The sequence below is a fragment of the Stenotrophomonas sp. 96582_Sma genome, from assembly GCF_056480905.1.
On sequence record NZ_CM151122.1, the window covers coordinates 1,243,640 to 1,259,236 of the forward strand.

Consider the following 15,597-nt stretch of genomic DNA (forward strand, 5'->3'; position numbering starts at 1 on the left):
CGCCCGTCTTTTCTGATCTACGTTCAAAGAAGGAAGCTAGTTTTCCGCTTCCTTCTTCCATCCCACAAAAAAGGAGTCACTCATGTTCAGTTTAATTCGCGCAGCCGCGTGCTGCGCCACCCTATTATTCGTTCTCTACCATCCGAAACTGGCGTTTAAAGACCGGGCCTTTCAAGCCCTGGACACGATAGCGATCAGCATCGCCGAGATTACCGGACAGCAAGTCAGGTCGCCTACTTCCTACAAAAGGGTCACGGCTGCTGCCGATGCGGGCGAAGACTTCTACGAAGCGATGATTTCAGGCAGAGCTTACGAGAAGCAGTAAAAAAGGGGCCGAAGCCCCTTTCCGGTCAGAACGATTCCGCCCCTTTCAGCTTCTTGTCACGCTCGCGCATCTGAGCGTTTGATACGTCGGAGCGGAAGATGATCAAGCCTTGTTCATGATTGAGCATGCCGACGTATTGCACGGAGATGCCTTGAAGTGCCCAAAACGCTTCAACGCTGTCGTAGCGAGCACCGAACCCGTTTTGAAGCTTCTCGACGTTCGTAGAACTGGGTTGACCCCATTTCGCAGTCAGAAGTTCATAGACCTCTTGTTGCCGGTCAACGCCCTGCGTTTCAAGCGTCACGTCTTCGATTTTGCCTGATATGGTTGTGACTTTGCCTACAAAGTAAATGCCGTCAGGAATGGCTTTCCGACCGAAATTCACTTCCACAGAAGTATTTTGCGGCATCTCGCCAAGTTCCAGCTTCAGCTTGCCGCCCTGGTCGAAGATGCTGGCTTGCCAGCACGGTGTGTTCGTCGGCTCATACTTGTATCGAACGGAGCCGAAGGCGCGCTCTTTCTCGCACTCTTGTAGAGTTGCGGGTTGTCCGAGTTCGATGCCTCCAATTTGCTTCGATGGAAGCTCTTTAACCGGAGTGGGCTGGGGCTGTGGGGAAGCGTCAGCGGTCTTTTCGCTCTGCCGATTGCACGCAGAGAGAGCGAGCGCCAGGAGGATTGGGGAGATCTTTTTCATGATGTATTCCATTACGGTAGGGAGGTGTTTACTTGAACGGATGCCAGCCGCTTGCACGCTCAAATCTGATGTATTTGGATAGCTGCTTTTCCAAGGTCATCAACGATCTTTCAAAGCTACCCAAGTGTTCCATGCGTTTCTCTCTGCATGACGCGGCCACTCGTGGGTCGCCGGTCGGAGAGGACTCCAACTCATGAATCATTTTTTCAAGGCCAATCGCCTGCGCGCCAGCGTCTTTAATCTTTGTAAGAGTTTCGTAGACGCCATCGCGGTCTTCAAACAGGAATTGTGACTCGCGATAGCATCGAATGAATTCGCGCTGATGAGTCTCTGCGGGCTTGTCCGACTTCCCCCAGGCCGCTTGAAAGTAGTCCAACGCGCACGTGTAGATGTTGAATCGCTTATTGTAAAGCTCTAACCGCGTCTTGGCGCTGGCAATCTTCATTTGTGCAAGTGCGACGACGAACGTTGCGGCACTTACAATGCCAGCAGATATGCTGAGCGTTAGTGTGATTGCTTCCTTGTCGATGCTCACACATTTTTCCAGAGTTCAGGCGATGAAGAATGTTAAGGGCTTTTCTGGGATCGAGCAACGATCCGACTCAAAAATAGAAAAGGGAGCCGAAGCTCCCTTGGGTTTTTTGCAATTTCATGCTGCTCTCTCAGTCAAGAATGATGCTCATGCCCACCCCACCCATAGGCTTGGTTCCGTTGCCGCCGAAGCTAAGCCCCGCTGAGAAGCTCACTTTTTCGCTTGTGCGAACGCGGTAGCCCACAGCCATGGCTGACGCTCCGCCGTTGAATCCAACGCCTGCTTGGATGGCTACCTTACCCACTGGAAGGCCTGCGCCAGACGCCGACATCATCGCCATTGCGGCAGTCTGAGCACCCAAGCCATTGAGTCTTTTTTCGATGCCGTCGAAGCGACGATTTGTGGCTTCCCATTTGTCGTTCAGTTCGTTTCTGAGATCGTAGATCTGTCCGCCGTTCACGGCGTCTGTCGAGCCTTGTTCGATGCGGCCCTCTGCAACGTTGGACACTCGCTGGTTGCCCGCGTCGATGCCATTCGCTGTCAACGACGGACCATCTTTAACCGCGACGCCATTGCTGGAAACGGTGGTTGCACCTACTTTGACGCTTCCCTGTTCTGACAGTTCCACGTTGTCAGCCAGTGCAACAAACTGAGTTCCATCTTCGTTGTCTGACACTTCAACGTTGCGTCCAGCTGTCACCTTGCTTGCTGCACCAGTGTTCGCTCCGTCTTGACCGTCGCGTCCAGGCTGGCCGCTTTCACCAGCCTCCCCGGCAACACCTGGATCTCCCTTGTCGCCCTTGTCTCCTTTGAGACTCGCAAGCCACTCTCGTTCGGTGCCTTCATAGCCGTATTGTTGCGCCAGCTCATACGCAGAGTAGCCGTCTTGCCCGGCACTACCGCTTCCGGCACGTTCAATTCGTTCGTCAAGATTGTCCAAGGCACTGCTGATGGTTGTGTGTGTGCTGTTGTCTCTGAAATACCAGGTAGGTGTGACTAGGTTGCCGTTCTCAAAGCGGGTGCCACCCCCGATGATTCGCGCCACCCCTGTCAGTTGCCCCATTGCTGCCGCATCTGTGTCTCTCACGCCGTTCGCGATGTTCGTCAGTCGAGTGTCGCCAAACGCGGTGGTCTTCGATTCCACACACATTGCTCCCGCGCCTACGGCTGTGCAGTCGTCAGCAAGTGCGCTTGCGCCTGCACCTAGCGCAACAGTGCGGCTTCCTTGAACGCCTGCGTTTTTGCCGAACGCAGCGGCATCTGTGATTTTTCCGCTGGCGCTGTTTGCGTAGATGTTGCTTCCGACGAACACAGAGTCGGTTATGACCACGCCGCTCGCATCTAAAAGGTTGCTGTTTCCTACAATGGCGTTGTTGCTGCCCTTTATGCTGTTGTCGTTCCCGAACACTGCACTTGAAACGCTGCTTGCTGCTGCGTTGTCGTCCGTCCTGATGACGTTGCGGTTGCCGTGAATGTTGGGGTCGTCCATCACGCTATTGAGCATGATGGTCTTGTTGTCATTACCGACAATATTGCCCCTAACATCTTTGTTTCGATTGCCGAAGATGTTCGCGGACGTTGCGTTGTTCTCATTGCCGAACACGTTGACGTAATCGCCTGCTCCCACGGATTGGGTTCCGACGATGTTGCCATTACTTCCGTAGCTTTGGCTCGAATCATCGCCTATTACCACACCACCGTTCGACTTAACGTTTTTGCCGATTGTTACTCCGCCATTTTTTGCGCAGATGATGTCGCTATTGGCGTTGACGCCAATAGCCACCCCATCGGGGCAGGCTCGCACGTCTTCACCAATTTCGATGGGTTCTGCGGCGTTTGCAGTAGATATGGAAAAAAGAATCGCCAAAGCGATAGCAGATAACGCTAATTTGTTTTTCATTGAGTGCTCCTGTTTTTTCTGGACATTCTTTATTTCTAACACTGAATTCCAATTTGACAAGAGCACTCAAAGCCGGTTTTGCAGTAGGTGACGCGAGAGAGGTTTGGCGTGCTGCGCACAGGTCAACGAACGCGATAAAGAATGCGAATTCCTCCATTAATCACGGTGCCGTCAGAGGTTCCGAAAGTCCTGAAATCGATGTCCACCAGCGTCCCGTTAAAGTTGAGGGTTCGGATTTCCGATGAGTTGATAGAGTTGCCAGGACTAGGGGTATTCCCGTTTGCTGCTTGATAGAAGCCTTGCGTAGAACCGTTAAAGGTGAAGCTCACGTTTGCCCATGCACGCACGGGCCCATAAGATTGGGGCCAGTCGCTCGACACACTCGCGAGAGTGGTCCACTCCGAGCTTTGAACAAGAACCAAGCCTTCCTGGATGGTTCGAGTCGTGTTCGTGTTTGAGATGAAGAGCTTGCCGCTCGCAACCGTCAGGCCTTCCGCGCGGCACGCGCTCTCATCTTTGGATAGCACTTCCCCGGTCTCGATCCAGACCCAATCTGTGTAAGAAGGCGAAGGCGCATTGGTCTGACCCACAGGGCACGCGTAAGAAACGTTCCGTGTGGCTTTGAGCCGCGTCTGATACGTCATCGAACCGGTCATGCCGGACGGGCACGAGCCGCTTCTGGTGACGGTCTGATAGCTCTCTTCTTGACTGCTGCCAGGGCAACTTTGACAGCTGCTTCTGTCCGTTTCCCATCCTGTCCATACCGGTTGCCCCCATGCTTCGGGGCACGTCTTTTGACGTGTAGAAGTTGCATTCCCATAGCTGCCAGCTAGGCAGGCTGCTGGCTGAGACTCAGAAGAAGCACTGCAAAGCGCCGGGGGTGTGGAAGGAAGGGTTGGAAGAGGAACGGGCGCAGGTAGTGCCGGCAGAACGGGAGCCGGGGTTGGATCTGCAGGAAGAGCGCAAGAGCCAATCAGGTTCCAGCACTGGGGAAACGTTGTGGCTTCCCAGGCCTGATTGCTGATCCCAGGACAAGAGGGCAGTGCTGGCTTTGGACCGCACTGCGGGACGTATGGGTGGACTGGGGTAGCTTCCTGTCCACCGACCGCCGAGTCAGGAGCAGTAGGGCTGCGGCTCTGAGGCGGGTTCTTCTGCGCCTGATCGCTCTGAGGAAGGTTCAAAGGCGTGGCAATGAACTGACCGATGTTTTCGTTGTGATAGACGAAGCTCACGACACGAGCGCTCGCACATGCTTTCGTTAATGCAGCAACATCCAACCGATCGTTGTTGTTCTTCACGATGCTTGTGCCGTCGATCACGACATCGTGAGCATTGCCCGCGTTGGCAGAGACGAAATCTGAGCAGCTGGCAGCTCTGACGTTGGTGTAGTCGAGCGTAAACGCGTCTCCAAAATGCCGAATGCCGAACGGCTGTGCATCAACGACGCCGCCCCAGGCGTTTCGGATTTTGCCGCCCTCAAAGTGCTCTGGCTTGATGAAGCGCTCTTCAATCAAGCGCTCACTGCTGACGCCTTCATAGCTTCCAACCACTCCAAACGCCTGCTGGATTTCCGATGACAGTTTGTTGAGTCGCTCGCTTTCGGCGCGCGTCTGTGCACGCGCTTTCACGGGTTGGTAGAGCACGAATGCGACAGCGCCAATCACACTGACGATGCCAGTTGCAATGAGCAGCTCTGTCAATGAATACCCTTTTCGTCTTTTCATGCGTGCGCTCCCTTTCTCTTGGCCTTCTTTGATTGAAAGCGATTCAGGCAAGAGCGCAAGGAGAACGTTTTGACTAAACAGAAAAATTGAGAAATATCTCTCGTTTTTCAAGCTAGACAGTTTTCAGTCCTCTGTTTAACTGGATTTATGAGTAGTCGCACTACCCATAAATTCAAATGAAAACAGGAGACGATTTATGAAGTTGGAGCATTTATACAGAAACGAAGCCGCATTCTCGCTCGAAGACAACGCATTTGCGTTTTTCAGGCAATCGCAAAAGTCGAAGCGCGATGCACGCAGAAGCTTGAAGCAGCGCTATGACCGAAAAGCGCCAAAGGAAAACGTGCTGAACGCAATGGAGCAGGGGGTGTGGGAATGAACTACTCATACCTGCTACTGCCTGCTGTGCAGACCAAGAAATTAGACGTGGTGAAAGCAGCGGTTGGAACCGCAGTATTGCATCGCCCCCAGCACGACTTCATCAATGATGCCGATTCGCGTGGCATCACCGCCCTCGCGCTTGCCAGTATCTTATGGAACCAGGAGCCGGATGCAAACGCACGCGAAGAACTGGACGCGATTACGGCATTTCTCTTGGAATTCAAAGCGAACCCATTCCAGGAAGTCGGCGTGACGCTTGTGAAACACTACCACGCATGGACCGGACGCAGAGAGTTCGAAAGACGCCCTGGGAAGACCATTGCTGAGATCTGCGGAGGCCGAATCCCGCCAGCATTAAAAGCCTTCATCAAAGCCGATGCGGAGCGCGTTCCGGTCCCAGGAAAGCGTGTTGAAGAGCACAAGGAGGCCGCCTGATGTTCACCATTCTTCTTGCTCTCGCCATCGTCTTCGCTTTGATCATCGGCCCCATTCAACCAAATCGAGGTGACTCATGACCGTCCGTTTATGCCTGCTATCCGCGAAAGGTGGGGTAGGGCGCACCACTCTTAGTCTTGCTCTTTCAAGCTTCTTCGCTGAAATCGAAAAGAAGCGAGTCCTGTTGATCGACCAAGACCCCCAGGGCAGCGCTTTGGCGTGGTCAGCGTTGGCCGATGAAACACCCTTCACTGTCGCTCGCTCGCGCAGCAAAGGGTTCGACGTGGAAATCATCGACACGCCGCCACGTCTCAACGACAACGAAGTCCTTCCGGACGCTGATCTCTACATCGTCCCCACCGCCTTGGATGCCGTTTCTTATGTTGTGTTCTTGCGCACGATTGACCTCTTAAAACGGAAAAAGAAGCGCTTCATCGTTGTTGCGAATAGGGTCAACAAAGCGAGAGCAGAGCATAGGGAACGGCTGTCCAGCACCGAGTTGAAAGGCGCTGTTGTCATCCCGGACAGAGCCGGGTTTTCCCGCGCGTATGCAGAGGGGACAACCATCTACCAAATCAAGGGGAGAGGGATTCGACACGTCAAGTTCGACACGCTCTCCATCATCAAAAAAATCAAATCAGAGGTGAACGTATGAAAAAAATGAAAGACCTGTCTGCTGCACTCACTGTCGTGCATCAAAGCCGACACGACGCAGTGATGCATGAGAGCCTGGAAAACGTGCTGCCTGGGGACCGGTTGGCTGCCGGGGATGAATCCAGGCGTAGAACGTATTTTCAGTTCAGTGAAGAGGCGTTGACTCGCAGAAACGCACACACAGGAATGCCGGTTCACCTGAGATTTGGGATTCGAGGTGACTTAGACACCAAGCCATCCTTGCATGACTACCGGAACGACGATGGAAAACGGGTGAATCGAATGATGATGACGGTGCCGCCAAAGCTTCGGGAACAGCTGCGTAGGCTGACCGGCGCTGAGTTTGACTATGAGGTGCCCATTGCGACTTCTATCATTGCCCTTGCGTCATATGCCGCTCAAAAGCTTGTTGATGAGCGTAAGTCATTGACCGTAAAAGCTTGGGAAGACGACAGAAAGAGCCAGCGGCAGCTTTACAGGCGAGTAGTGAAGAAGCGGAACGGGCGAAATTAAAGGAAGACAGAATTCTTTTGGAAAAGGGCTTGCTAAAAATTGCAGGTCCTTTTAGGATCGATTTCACACCACTACCCGCTGCAATTGGAGCAACAGAAATGGCAGAGAAGAAGACCAACCTCGACAATCTGGCAGCTCAGAAGCAGAAGCTTCTGGAAGAACTGCGCAAGATTGAAGAACAGGAAAACAAAGAGCGTCAGGCGGAAGCCGAGAGTGCACACAGCAACATTGTGAGCCTGCTCGAAGATTTCGCTGAATTCTTTGATTCGCGTCAGCGGGCTGAAATCGCGCGTTACGTGGTATCCGGTGCTACTCGTGGTCGTAAGTCCGTCAGCAATCAGGGCAGCAAGACTCCTGTGGCTGCAAAATTCAAGCTGCCGAATGGCGAGACTTGGAGCGGTCGTGGCCGCACGCCTACGGCATTCGTGGAATGGGAAAAGTCTGACGCCGCCAAGAAGTGGCGTGAAGCTAACCCGGAACAGAAGTGGCCTGCTGCCTGAGTTCTAATGCAGTTCACGCATGATAAGCCCACCTTTCGGTGGGCTTTTTTGTGCCTAGAAAGAAGCGCTAAAAGCAACCGCTTGGACCGCTGGTCCTGGTTGCGCCTGCGGCGCGGCTCCGCCATTAAACGTGGGTAGTCTACCTACCCACAACGGAACTATTTCACGGATCTTCGTTTTAGTCGGAAAGCGCCTCTTGCGTCTTTTTCTTCGCGTTTTAAGGTCTCAGTATGAGATGACTTTTCATCTCTGCCCCTTAAAAACCGGAGAAAACTATGAACACGACTACTTTCGCACTCAACGTTGCCGATAACTTTTGGCCCCATTTCTCAGCCGGGCTCATGTTCGCATTCATTGCGATCTCAGCTTTAACGCTCTTTGTCATTCTCTACAAAGACACGTCATCTAAGAAACTCGCACAAGGCTTCCTGGAAGCCCGCGAAGTCTCTTCGAAGATTCGTCCAGGTCAACGCTACGAAGGAATTGACCATAGCGTGCACTACATCGCGACAGACCGACGTAGGCCGTATTTGGTTGTGACTGAACACGCAGAGTTCTTGTGCGACTTCGACCGCCTTGCGCGTTTTTACGCAGGCGAGAGGTTCTTCTTATGAAGCATTGCGGTTTGGCACCCCTGGTTACCAAACCTCTGATTGCGTTCCATCGCCGTGGATTACCGTAGTGGTCATAGACATTGAAAGGTGAGGTGCCCCTCCTTGCAACGGAGGCGACTGAACATCGTGAATTGGGAAGAGGCTCGATATGTCCCGATATACAGCGTCGATCAACCTGTATAGAGCATCGAACCCCATCGTAAGTCCCCGAAGCCTCATGCCGTCGCCATTGTCAGACAGCGCCACGAGGATTGGACCATCGCCCGTTTGTCCTGCGGCGATTTGAGAGTGCATATGTTCCTGCTGCCTGCGAAAAGCATTCAGGGACTGCTGCTCGCTATCTAGTGCCAGGACGAATTCGGATGTCATTTCCCCTTTTTTTGACAAAGCGCGGATGCAGGCTATCGCTTTTTCAAGCGACGTGATGCAGTCTTCCATGGCGAATGCAAAGTCCAACAGAGGCAAAGATCGGCCTTTGGCCATCTCGGCAGAAGATCGTTGGCCCTCACTTACTTGGTCAAGTATCAAGGACCGCGCTTCGTTGTAATGTCGTGCCGTTTTGACGAGGCAGTGCACCAGCCATGAACGCCACTTCCGTTTTTCGGCTGAAACGCCTGGTTCTGGAATAAATATGCTCATCATCAGGGCATGCGAGCGGAGGCCTTCAATGTTTAGATGAAGCGGCGGCATGCCGCAATGTGTCGGTATGGTCACTCGGCGTCTCCAATATTGTGAAATATTACCGGTTTTGCGTTTTAGTCTAATCTGGTTCGCCCAACGCCATTGCCAAATCTCCGCTCCGGTTTACATTGATTTTAAGGAAGTCATTTTATTGCTTCCTCCTTCAATCTTACAAAAAAATACGGAGCAGAACTCATGGGCGCGATTGCACAACAGGCATCTTCAAAACACTATATCAGCGAAAGAAAAATCATCAGCGATTTGCACGTCTTGTTTAACGCTGCATCAGCGGGAGGAGCACGCGTGTCTGACAGAGCAGTGATTTACAGCGCAGAAGCCTTCGCAAGCTTCTTCGACTACCGCGAATTCGGCAACATGCATCAAGCCGTTTACAGCCAAGACCTAGAAGGTGTGCAGATCTTCAAGGGGTTGCAGATGGGTAAATACCGCTTCTTCTACGTCTCCGCAGACAGCAACGCAGTCTATGGCTTCTACTCTGCTCACGACAAATTCTTTCAAGAATTGATGCGAGAAGAAAGAGCGCTGAACAATCACTACTTCCTGGAAGAGTGTGCCGCATGACCGCAGTATTCGCAGAAATGCCAATTCAGAGGCTTTCTTGCTCGCTACCCAGCGTTCGCATGCACGCAGGCCTGGACGCTGATCTACGAGCTTTGGCAGAGCTTCAACAGAAGCCGCTAGTGCAAGTCATGCGCAACATTCTCTATCACTACTTGCAGATCGAAGAAGAACCGATGCGGTTGGAAATTGAAGATGCTCCCATTCGGCGTTCTGCGAAAGCAGAACAGGTGATGAGTCAAAAGGTAAGCGTGACAGCGGAGGTCAAAGACGCTTTTGTTCAACGTGCCCAGGCTCTCTATCTGCCGCAGACCACTATGCTACGGATGATCTTTGAAGCGGGGGTAGAGCGCTGGAAACGCAGGCTATGAAGACCATGCAAAGCGCAAAAAGAAAGAGAGCACCTTGCGGTGCTCTCTTAGATATCATTACTGAGCAATAGCACTACTCGGGTCGGGATTCTCAAACACTGCGCTCGCGACAATGGTTTTGCCTTCGGTCATATCACTGCCCATCTGGACAAAGCCGTCAATCGTGGCGTCGCTATACTTTCTCAGATCCGGAAAAATTGCGCGCATCTGACTGGGAGTCACCCCTGCATCAGCGGCATTTTTCAGCGTGCTGAACCCGGACAAGAGTCGAGCAGTCCCATTGGGTGAATCGATAACACTTTTTGCTGCCTTTACATAAGTTGTGATGTATTCCTTAGAAGACATAAATCCCCCTTTACAGGTCAATAGCGTGGATGGTTGGGTTTGCCGGACGGCTGCGCCGATATTGGGGCGAAATGGACAAATTCAAGGGGCGGGACTAAGCCCATATGCTCACCGACTTCTCAGTCTATCTCTTAGCAACGCCAGCTCAACATCAGCACGTCCAAGTGTGCTCAGCTGATCGGTGTCTCTGAGCATCATCATCTCTTGTCTTTGCCGCTTACTGATGCCCCGTTTCGGTGTCTTCTTTTTAGCGCGTTTCAACTCGCCCAATGTGCCACTTGTGGGTAGTCCGCCTACCCAACAGTTCAGTGCAGCGAGCACGCTCTTTGCTCTTTCGAGGTGTTGCAGCGGCACGCGCACTTTCACTTCTCCGGCCCGTTCGTCAATGATCCCTGCGAACTGGCTCCGCAAGACAACCAGGGCGGCTCCGCGCCCGTGCTGTTCCCTATCGAAGATCAAGGTGCTGTCTTCGACCCTCACTCTTACTCGTGGGCTCTTCCACCGCTCTTCCAGCGCTCTTCTTACCGCTTTTCTATGCGCGGAGTGGGCAACCGGCAGCTGATGGTTCTGGGCTTGCTCAGCGGCTTCCAAGCGCTTCACCAGCAAGCTTGGGGCGTTCTTCGGAAGCACGCGGTGAAAGGGCGTAGCCAGCCACCCCAATAGGTCTGACTGGCTCTTGCTTCCCAAGCACTCATTGCACGCGAGAACAATGCCTGCGTTCTTAGATCCACCAACCTGGACAGGAATGAGCAAAGAGCTTTTCGCTCGCGCTGGAAGTGGCTCACCGCAATAAGCGCATAAGCTCTTTTGTTGCTCTCTTAAACTTCGTCTGATCCATGTCTTAGCCATCGTGCTTCTCCAATTAAAGAATTGATAATTAATTGGTAGCACGTAAGCCGATTCTGACAAGAGCAAAAGCCAGAAAAAGCGGCTAAAGGCAAAAGCCTGGAAGCTGTCGCTCAGTTGCGCCTTTGGCGCGGCTTCGCGCTTTCACGAGTTTATTAAACTTTTTCAGTGCAATCCGTGTTCTCTCTTCAACCCCATATTCTCTACATCCTGCTCCTTCCAAGAACGTGAACTATTCCCGCTTTTTAATTCTGGTGCTCGTTTCGCTCTTGCCAACTCTTGAATCCGATCTACTCTCAAAGAGCAGGACTCAATTGAGCCACAATCCAACACATAAGGAGAGCTATGAAAAGAAACCTAGAACCGAAAGACGAACAGCTGAACCGCGTTGCCCCAAATCCCCGCGTCAGCTTTCAATTGAACGAAGACCTGCGGGATTGGAGCGCAGAAGCGCAATGCCGCAAAGCCAAACTCCAACGTCAAATCATTCAGCACTACTTGAACAACTTCGATGATGAAGAGCTACGGCTTGAATTGGACTTGGCAGAATCGAAAGAGACTTACGAAGATGCCCAGGCTCAGAGCGGGAGCTGGTTGCAGATGACTCGGATCTCAAAGGAAGACCAGGCTGCAATTCGGTTGCGCGCAGATGCGCTTGATCTTTCGAGAACCACTATGGTTCGGCTGATGATGCAAGCGGCGGTGAAGCGCTGGAAAGAGCAGAGCGAGAACAACTCAATTTTTTAACAACAATAGGAGAATGATATGAGAGACATTACCAAACGCCCAAAACCCGTAATCCTGGCTGAGATCAAACGCCGTCTGTCCGTTTGCCTGCCGCTCGCCTTGGTTCGGGTCTTGAACGAAGAACAGAACCGAGTCGAAATTGCCGTTCGAGACGCGCTCAAAAAACTTGATTCAAATCCTGGACTTGAATCGGTTCAGATGGATAGCTCTGAGCGCTTCGCAATCAAGCAAGAGCCAATCGTCATTACCAAAGAAGGCGAAGACCGCTATCTCGTTCGCGATGCGTGCTCTGTCTATGCTGATAAGACGCGAGTGTCTTGCGTTGAAGACATCGTTCTCTACCTGATGTTTTCCAAGCTGAGACTCTTTGCGCCCGACTTAGCGGCGGACATTCAGATGTTTGAGCGGAAAAGACTGACCAAGGAGGAGTGTATGTTGCTGTCTGAGCGTCAAAGTCAGCTGGAAACGGAGTTGCGATACATCCGCCAGCGGCTAGCCCAGTAAAAAGGAGAAGGCATGAAATGCCTTGACTGAGAAGCCCCGCATTAGGGGCTTTTTTATTGGGTGAACGAAAAGGGAGGGGGTTGAAAAAGTTTAACAAGCACTTCTTCACTCGAATCTGTGAACTATTCCCACTTCTGATGTTTAGTCATTTCTTCCATCTTGCCATTTCCACTTTTTCTAATAACCTTTAATTAAGAGTCTCGTATCAATTGAGTCTCGTTCAATCAACTAAAAAAGGAACAGCATCATGAGAAATATTATTGCATCTCAAAAATTATCAGAATCCAAAACAGTCGTTATCGTTGAGATGGTTTTAAAGTCGAATAGATGGTCAAGTAGGCGTGGAGTTGTAAAGCTCCTGGTCACTGACCAAGAAGGCATCGACAACTTGTATGAAGCGGGAAAGCTTATCGGTAATCCGCACTACCTCGAAGTTGACTCGTTCTGCTTCGACTTGGAAAAGGTCGGCCCTGGCAGCGAATACAATGAGAAACTCGCTGACATGGAGGCTCAGCTTGAAGAGATCATCTCTGAAAGCATGAGGGCTGACTTATGAGAAGGCACTCACTCAGCATCATCAAGGAGCTAGTCATCGCGCATCCCGAATTCTCAGCTCAGACCTTCGTTTTGAGCTATCTGCCGCATCAGGGTGTGGTCTTCAAAGAATACGAGAGCGTGACAAAAGCCATTGAAGAGATGGTCTACGAAGAGACAAAACGCGTCATTGCGACGGGCCAGTCAAAAGTAGCGGTGTTCGTGGAGCGACAATCGGGTGACCACCTGGTAACCGACGCGGAACTCTTAGAAGCGTTCGATGCGTTTGCGGATTACAGCCAAAAATTCGGCCGAAAGGAGATTGAGACGGTGGTCAATTTTGCTTTCCAGATCATGAATGAGGATTACAAAAACGTCTGGGAATAAGGATATTTGGGTTGGATTGATATATAATTAAGCCTCACCCCAACCAAAGGAGATAAAATGAGCGTGGTATACATCAAAGAGCGTTTCGAAGATTTTTGCAATTGGTTCACCAAGACCCCGGAAGAAAGGCAGGCGATTAGGATCATGAGGGCGGTGAAGAGGGCTCAGCAAGAGCAAGGTCATGATAAACCTCCCCGCCGGGGTAGGAAGATGTAAAAGGTGGAGTGAAATGAAGAGCGTGAAATAAGGCCTCCCTAACCGGAGGCTTTTTCTTTGGGCGTCTGTCGGTCATTTAGCACTTTTGACTGGCCCATCTGTCAGACTTTTCTGACATGTGACTGGCTTCACGCAACGCTTACAATGAAGCGGTCATCAGTGAGAACAGGGGAAGTTCGTGCGCTCTATCATCTTCGGGGCCGTAGGCCTGGCACTAGGCCTGGCTGGTTGTCAGCAGGAGGAAGCGTCTCCGCGCTCCGCGCCGCAAGGCACAGCCAAGCCCGCTCAGCCACCCCTAGTGCTCACGCAGGAGGCTTGGGCAGGGAAGGCGTTCGACGACAAAGAGGTTCGACTCAACACACCGGAGCGCTTCTACCAAGAGATCGTCAACGCTCGAAACGGGGTCAGCAAGAACGAGTTCGAAACGACTGCTGCCTACGAGAAGAGAAAGGCAGAGTTGGCTTTGCCTACCGGCATCAGGGCCGATGCGGTCTACCTTTTTGAGTCTGGTAGCCGCGTAAAATACGACGCCGACCGGGGCGCGTATGTCGCGGAAAAAACGTATTGCACGGACTACGAATTCTCGGACTTGAAGAACGTCTTGGCGTGCAGCATCGGTTCTGTGGAAGGGAAGCCGATGGTGAACAAGCGTGACGTATACGGACAAGTTCAGCTCTTCGAGAAGCGAACCGATACGCAGTATTCGATCCTGATGCCACTCGCCCAGGTGCGCAAATTTGGCACGCGCACGTCGCAATACGCGAGCTATGAATTTCCGGGCAAGTGCCCGGTTCCCGTCGAGGAGGCGAGGAAGATTGGGCCGGTGGCCATCGCTTACGGAGTCACGTTTAACGCGCCGGATTTCGTCAAGACCACCGTTGATCTGCACACATACCCCGAATACAGAAACGAATGGTCGGTTGACCGAGTGGGTGTCTCTGGAAAGGTGGTTTCGCTTGTTTGCTACACCGATGATCAAACGAAGCGCATCCTTTACCAGCGAAAGTTTTGACGACAGCACACAGGGGGTAACGTGGAAAAGACCAAGAAGAAAAAGCGGTTAGGCATGTGGAACCGTCTCGCAATTGTGGGGGCGTTCCTGGCGATTTTTGCGTGGCCGGTTGCTCTTGCCTTCATGTCCGATTCGAAGCTTGCGGAATACCGAACGTCAGACATGCAGCGCTGCAAGGAGAGGCTGATTGGTTCGGGGGAAAGCACTCATTCGGAGGCGATACGCATTTGTCTCGATGAGATGTCAAAGCAGCAAGACGATGATCTCGCGTATGTCTTCAAGGAGCAGTTGCCGGGTTGGATGATCGTCTACGCGCTTGCTTACGCTTTCGCATATCTGCTGATTTTGGCAGTCGTCAAGACGTGTAAGTGGGTGATGGCTGGCCGAAATCAGGAGAGCGAATAGTGAGCAAATGGATGTTGATTGCCGCTCTTGTCGCTACACCCTTGGGCGCAAGTTCGGCAGAGCCCGACCCGCTGTCGTGCGGAGCGTTGACGGCAGGCAAAAGCAAGAGCGACGAAGAAAAGATCGAGACTTTTGCGCGCATCATTCCCAATAGCGCGGCCAAACACCTGACTGATGTCTATCGTAAAGAGCTAGTGAAAAAAGGAGCAAATGACTACTCCGCGTTCTCGGCTTCACTCGACTACTACGCGAAAATAGCCCTGCCTCTTGCGGAAGAAGTCACCGCTCAGTTCGCGTTGATTGCGAAGGAAGAAGGCTCTTACGTGAAGAGCGTGAAGGGTTATTGCAAAGACAAAAGCATGAACATCTCTGAGTTTTTCAACCGTGCGTTTGATGCGGCGCTGATCGACAAAGTGAAAGAATTGCCAGACGAAGACAATTGACTAAAAGCGGACTTCGCTCCGCTTGACCTGAAAAAGCCTCCCATTCGTGGAGGCTTTTTTTTGTGCTCGGATTTTGGCAGGCGCTTATTTAACTTTTCCTGTCCCATCCTCCCAACCCCTTCCCACTCATGTTCGCCCTCTCACTTGACTAAAACGCGGGCTGAGGCGTGGATTTCGGCAGGCGCGAGTAGTCATTGAAGTTGGCCGGAAGCGAGGGGAGTGGCGGACGGAAGTGAGTGTGGGCGGGTGGTGATT

General features: G+C 52.2%; 23 protein-coding genes. 16 read left to right on the plus strand and 7 right to left on the minus strand.

The genetic code is table 11. The annotated features are described in order from the left end of the window. The first annotated feature begins 82 nt into the window (after positions 1 to 82). Positions 83 to 325, plus strand: coding sequence for a hypothetical protein (locus ACZK2R_RS05705; RefSeq protein WP_447904155.1), 243 nt, complete (start codon positions 83 to 85; stop codon positions 323 to 325). 25 nt (positions 326 to 350) lie between these two features. Here the strand turns inward: ACZK2R_RS05705 and ACZK2R_RS05710 are convergent, their stop codons facing one another. The 4 genes from ACZK2R_RS05710 to ACZK2R_RS05725 form a co-directional block, all read right to left on the minus strand. Continuing rightward, positions 351 to 1,019 (minus strand): hypothetical protein, encoded by a 669-nt coding sequence (locus ACZK2R_RS05710; protein ID WP_478487817.1) that lies wholly within the window; start codon positions 1,017 to 1,019, stop codon positions 351 to 353. Positions 1,020 to 1,047: 28 nt separating this feature from the next. Beyond that, positions 1,048 to 1,554, minus strand: a complete 507-nt coding sequence (locus tag ACZK2R_RS05715) for a hypothetical protein (RefSeq protein WP_478487819.1) — start codon at positions 1,552 to 1,554, stop codon at positions 1,048 to 1,050. Between the two features lie 127 nt (positions 1,555 to 1,681). Next, a complete protein-coding gene (locus ACZK2R_RS05720) occupies positions 1,682 to 3,451 on the minus strand; it encodes a YadA-like family protein (protein ID WP_478487820.1) in 1,770 nt (589 codons plus the stop codon). Positions 3,452 to 3,573: 122 nt separating this feature from the next. After that, a complete protein-coding gene (locus ACZK2R_RS05725) occupies positions 3,574 to 5,286 on the minus strand; it encodes a type 4 pilus major pilin (protein ID WP_478487822.1) in 1,713 nt (570 codons plus the stop codon). 85 nt (positions 5,287 to 5,371) lie between these two features. On the opposite strand from ACZK2R_RS05725, the gene ACZK2R_RS05730 reads away from it, so the two are divergent. The 6 genes from ACZK2R_RS05730 (at position 5,372) to ACZK2R_RS05755 (ending at position 8,272) form a co-directional block, all read left to right on the plus strand. Next, on the plus strand, positions 5,372 to 5,554 hold the full coding sequence (locus ACZK2R_RS05730; RefSeq protein ID WP_478487824.1) for a hypothetical protein: 183 nt from the start codon (positions 5,372 to 5,374) through the stop codon (positions 5,552 to 5,554). Further along, positions 5,551 to 5,991, plus strand: coding sequence for a hypothetical protein (locus tag ACZK2R_RS05735; protein WP_478487826.1), 441 nt, complete (start codon positions 5,551 to 5,553; stop codon positions 5,989 to 5,991). Before ACZK2R_RS05730 ends, ACZK2R_RS05735 begins: the two co-directional genes overlap by 4 nt. A gap of 76 nt (positions 5,992 to 6,067) precedes the next feature. After that, on the plus strand, positions 6,068 to 6,646 hold the full coding sequence (locus tag ACZK2R_RS05740) for a nucleotide-binding protein (protein WP_478487827.1): 579 nt from the start codon (positions 6,068 to 6,070) through the stop codon (positions 6,644 to 6,646). Positions 6,647 to 6,651: 5 nt separating this feature from the next. After that, complete coding sequence (locus tag ACZK2R_RS05745) at positions 6,652 to 7,158, plus strand: hypothetical protein (RefSeq protein WP_478487828.1); 507 nt, start codon at positions 6,652 to 6,654, stop codon at positions 7,156 to 7,158. Between the two features lie 98 nt (positions 7,159 to 7,256). After that, positions 7,257 to 7,658: an H-NS histone family protein gene (locus tag ACZK2R_RS05750; RefSeq protein ID WP_329841741.1), complete on the plus strand. Its 402-nt coding sequence runs from the start codon at positions 7,257 to 7,259 to the stop codon at positions 7,656 to 7,658. A 275-nt stretch (positions 7,659 to 7,933) separates the two neighbouring features. Next, on the plus strand, positions 7,934 to 8,272 hold the full coding sequence (locus ACZK2R_RS05755; protein ID WP_478487830.1) for a hypothetical protein: 339 nt from the start codon (positions 7,934 to 7,936) through the stop codon (positions 8,270 to 8,272). A 24-nt stretch (positions 8,273 to 8,296) separates the two neighbouring features. Here the strand turns inward: ACZK2R_RS05755 and ACZK2R_RS05760 are convergent, their stop codons facing one another. After that, positions 8,297 to 8,986, minus strand: a complete 690-nt coding sequence (locus ACZK2R_RS05760) for a hypothetical protein (RefSeq protein ID WP_478487831.1) — start codon at positions 8,984 to 8,986, stop codon at positions 8,297 to 8,299. A gap of 162 nt (positions 8,987 to 9,148) precedes the next feature. Here ACZK2R_RS05760 and ACZK2R_RS05765 point away from each other — a divergent pair, with 162 nt between their 5' ends. Together ACZK2R_RS05765 and ACZK2R_RS05770 are read left to right on the plus strand one after the other, a co-directional pair. Further along, positions 9,149 to 9,535 carry a hypothetical protein gene (locus tag ACZK2R_RS05765; RefSeq protein WP_478487832.1) on the plus strand — a complete coding sequence of 129 codons (387 nt, stop codon included), beginning with the start codon at positions 9,149 to 9,151 and terminating at the stop codon, positions 9,533 to 9,535. Then, positions 9,532 to 9,903, plus strand: coding sequence for a hypothetical protein (locus ACZK2R_RS05770; RefSeq protein ID WP_478487834.1), 372 nt, complete (start codon positions 9,532 to 9,534; stop codon positions 9,901 to 9,903). Before ACZK2R_RS05765 ends, ACZK2R_RS05770 begins: the two co-directional genes overlap by 4 nt. Before the next feature lie 57 nt (positions 9,904 to 9,960). Here ACZK2R_RS05770 and ACZK2R_RS05775 read toward each other — a convergent pair whose 3' ends face one another. Together ACZK2R_RS05775 and ACZK2R_RS05780 are read right to left on the minus strand one after the other, a co-directional pair. After that, on the minus strand, positions 9,961 to 10,248 hold the full coding sequence (locus ACZK2R_RS05775; RefSeq protein WP_478487836.1) for a hypothetical protein: 288 nt from the start codon (positions 10,246 to 10,248) through the stop codon (positions 9,961 to 9,963). Between the two features lie 108 nt (positions 10,249 to 10,356). After that, positions 10,357 to 11,097, minus strand: a complete 741-nt coding sequence (locus ACZK2R_RS05780) for a hypothetical protein (protein WP_478487837.1) — start codon at positions 11,095 to 11,097, stop codon at positions 10,357 to 10,359. 342 nt (positions 11,098 to 11,439) lie between these two features. On the opposite strand from ACZK2R_RS05780, the gene ACZK2R_RS05785 reads away from it, so the two are divergent. The 7 genes from ACZK2R_RS05785 to ACZK2R_RS05815 all read left to right on the plus strand — a co-directional run bounded on the left by ACZK2R_RS05785 (position 11,440) and on the right by ACZK2R_RS05815 (position 15,342). Then, the gene (locus ACZK2R_RS05785) at positions 11,440 to 11,841 is read left to right on the plus strand and encodes a hypothetical protein (RefSeq protein ID WP_478487838.1); all 402 of its coding nucleotides are present in this window, start codon (positions 11,440 to 11,442) and stop codon (positions 11,839 to 11,841) included. A gap of 18 nt (positions 11,842 to 11,859) precedes the next feature. Then, on the plus strand, positions 11,860 to 12,345 hold the full coding sequence (locus ACZK2R_RS05790) for a hypothetical protein (RefSeq protein ID WP_478487840.1): 486 nt from the start codon (positions 11,860 to 11,862) through the stop codon (positions 12,343 to 12,345). A 247-nt stretch (positions 12,346 to 12,592) separates the two neighbouring features. Further along, positions 12,593 to 12,901, plus strand: a complete 309-nt coding sequence (locus ACZK2R_RS05795) for a hypothetical protein (protein WP_478487842.1) — start codon at positions 12,593 to 12,595, stop codon at positions 12,899 to 12,901. Then, positions 12,898 to 13,266, plus strand: coding sequence for a hypothetical protein (locus ACZK2R_RS05800; RefSeq protein WP_478487844.1), 369 nt, complete (start codon positions 12,898 to 12,900; stop codon positions 13,264 to 13,266). The genes ACZK2R_RS05795 and ACZK2R_RS05800 overlap by 4 nt, the downstream gene beginning before the upstream one ends. Before the next feature lie 394 nt (positions 13,267 to 13,660). Further along, positions 13,661 to 14,494 carry a hypothetical protein gene (locus ACZK2R_RS05805; protein WP_478487845.1) on the plus strand — a complete coding sequence of 278 codons (834 nt, stop codon included), beginning with the start codon at positions 13,661 to 13,663 and terminating at the stop codon, positions 14,492 to 14,494. Between the two features lie 21 nt (positions 14,495 to 14,515). Next, positions 14,516 to 14,899 (plus strand): hypothetical protein, encoded by a 384-nt coding sequence (locus ACZK2R_RS05810; protein ID WP_478487846.1) that lies wholly within the window; start codon positions 14,516 to 14,518, stop codon positions 14,897 to 14,899. After that, positions 14,899 to 15,342: a hypothetical protein gene (locus ACZK2R_RS05815; protein ID WP_478487848.1), complete on the plus strand. Its 444-nt coding sequence runs from the start codon at positions 14,899 to 14,901 to the stop codon at positions 15,340 to 15,342. The genes ACZK2R_RS05810 and ACZK2R_RS05815 overlap by 1 nt, the downstream gene beginning before the upstream one ends. The last annotated feature ends 255 nt before the right edge of the window (positions 15,343 to 15,597 follow it).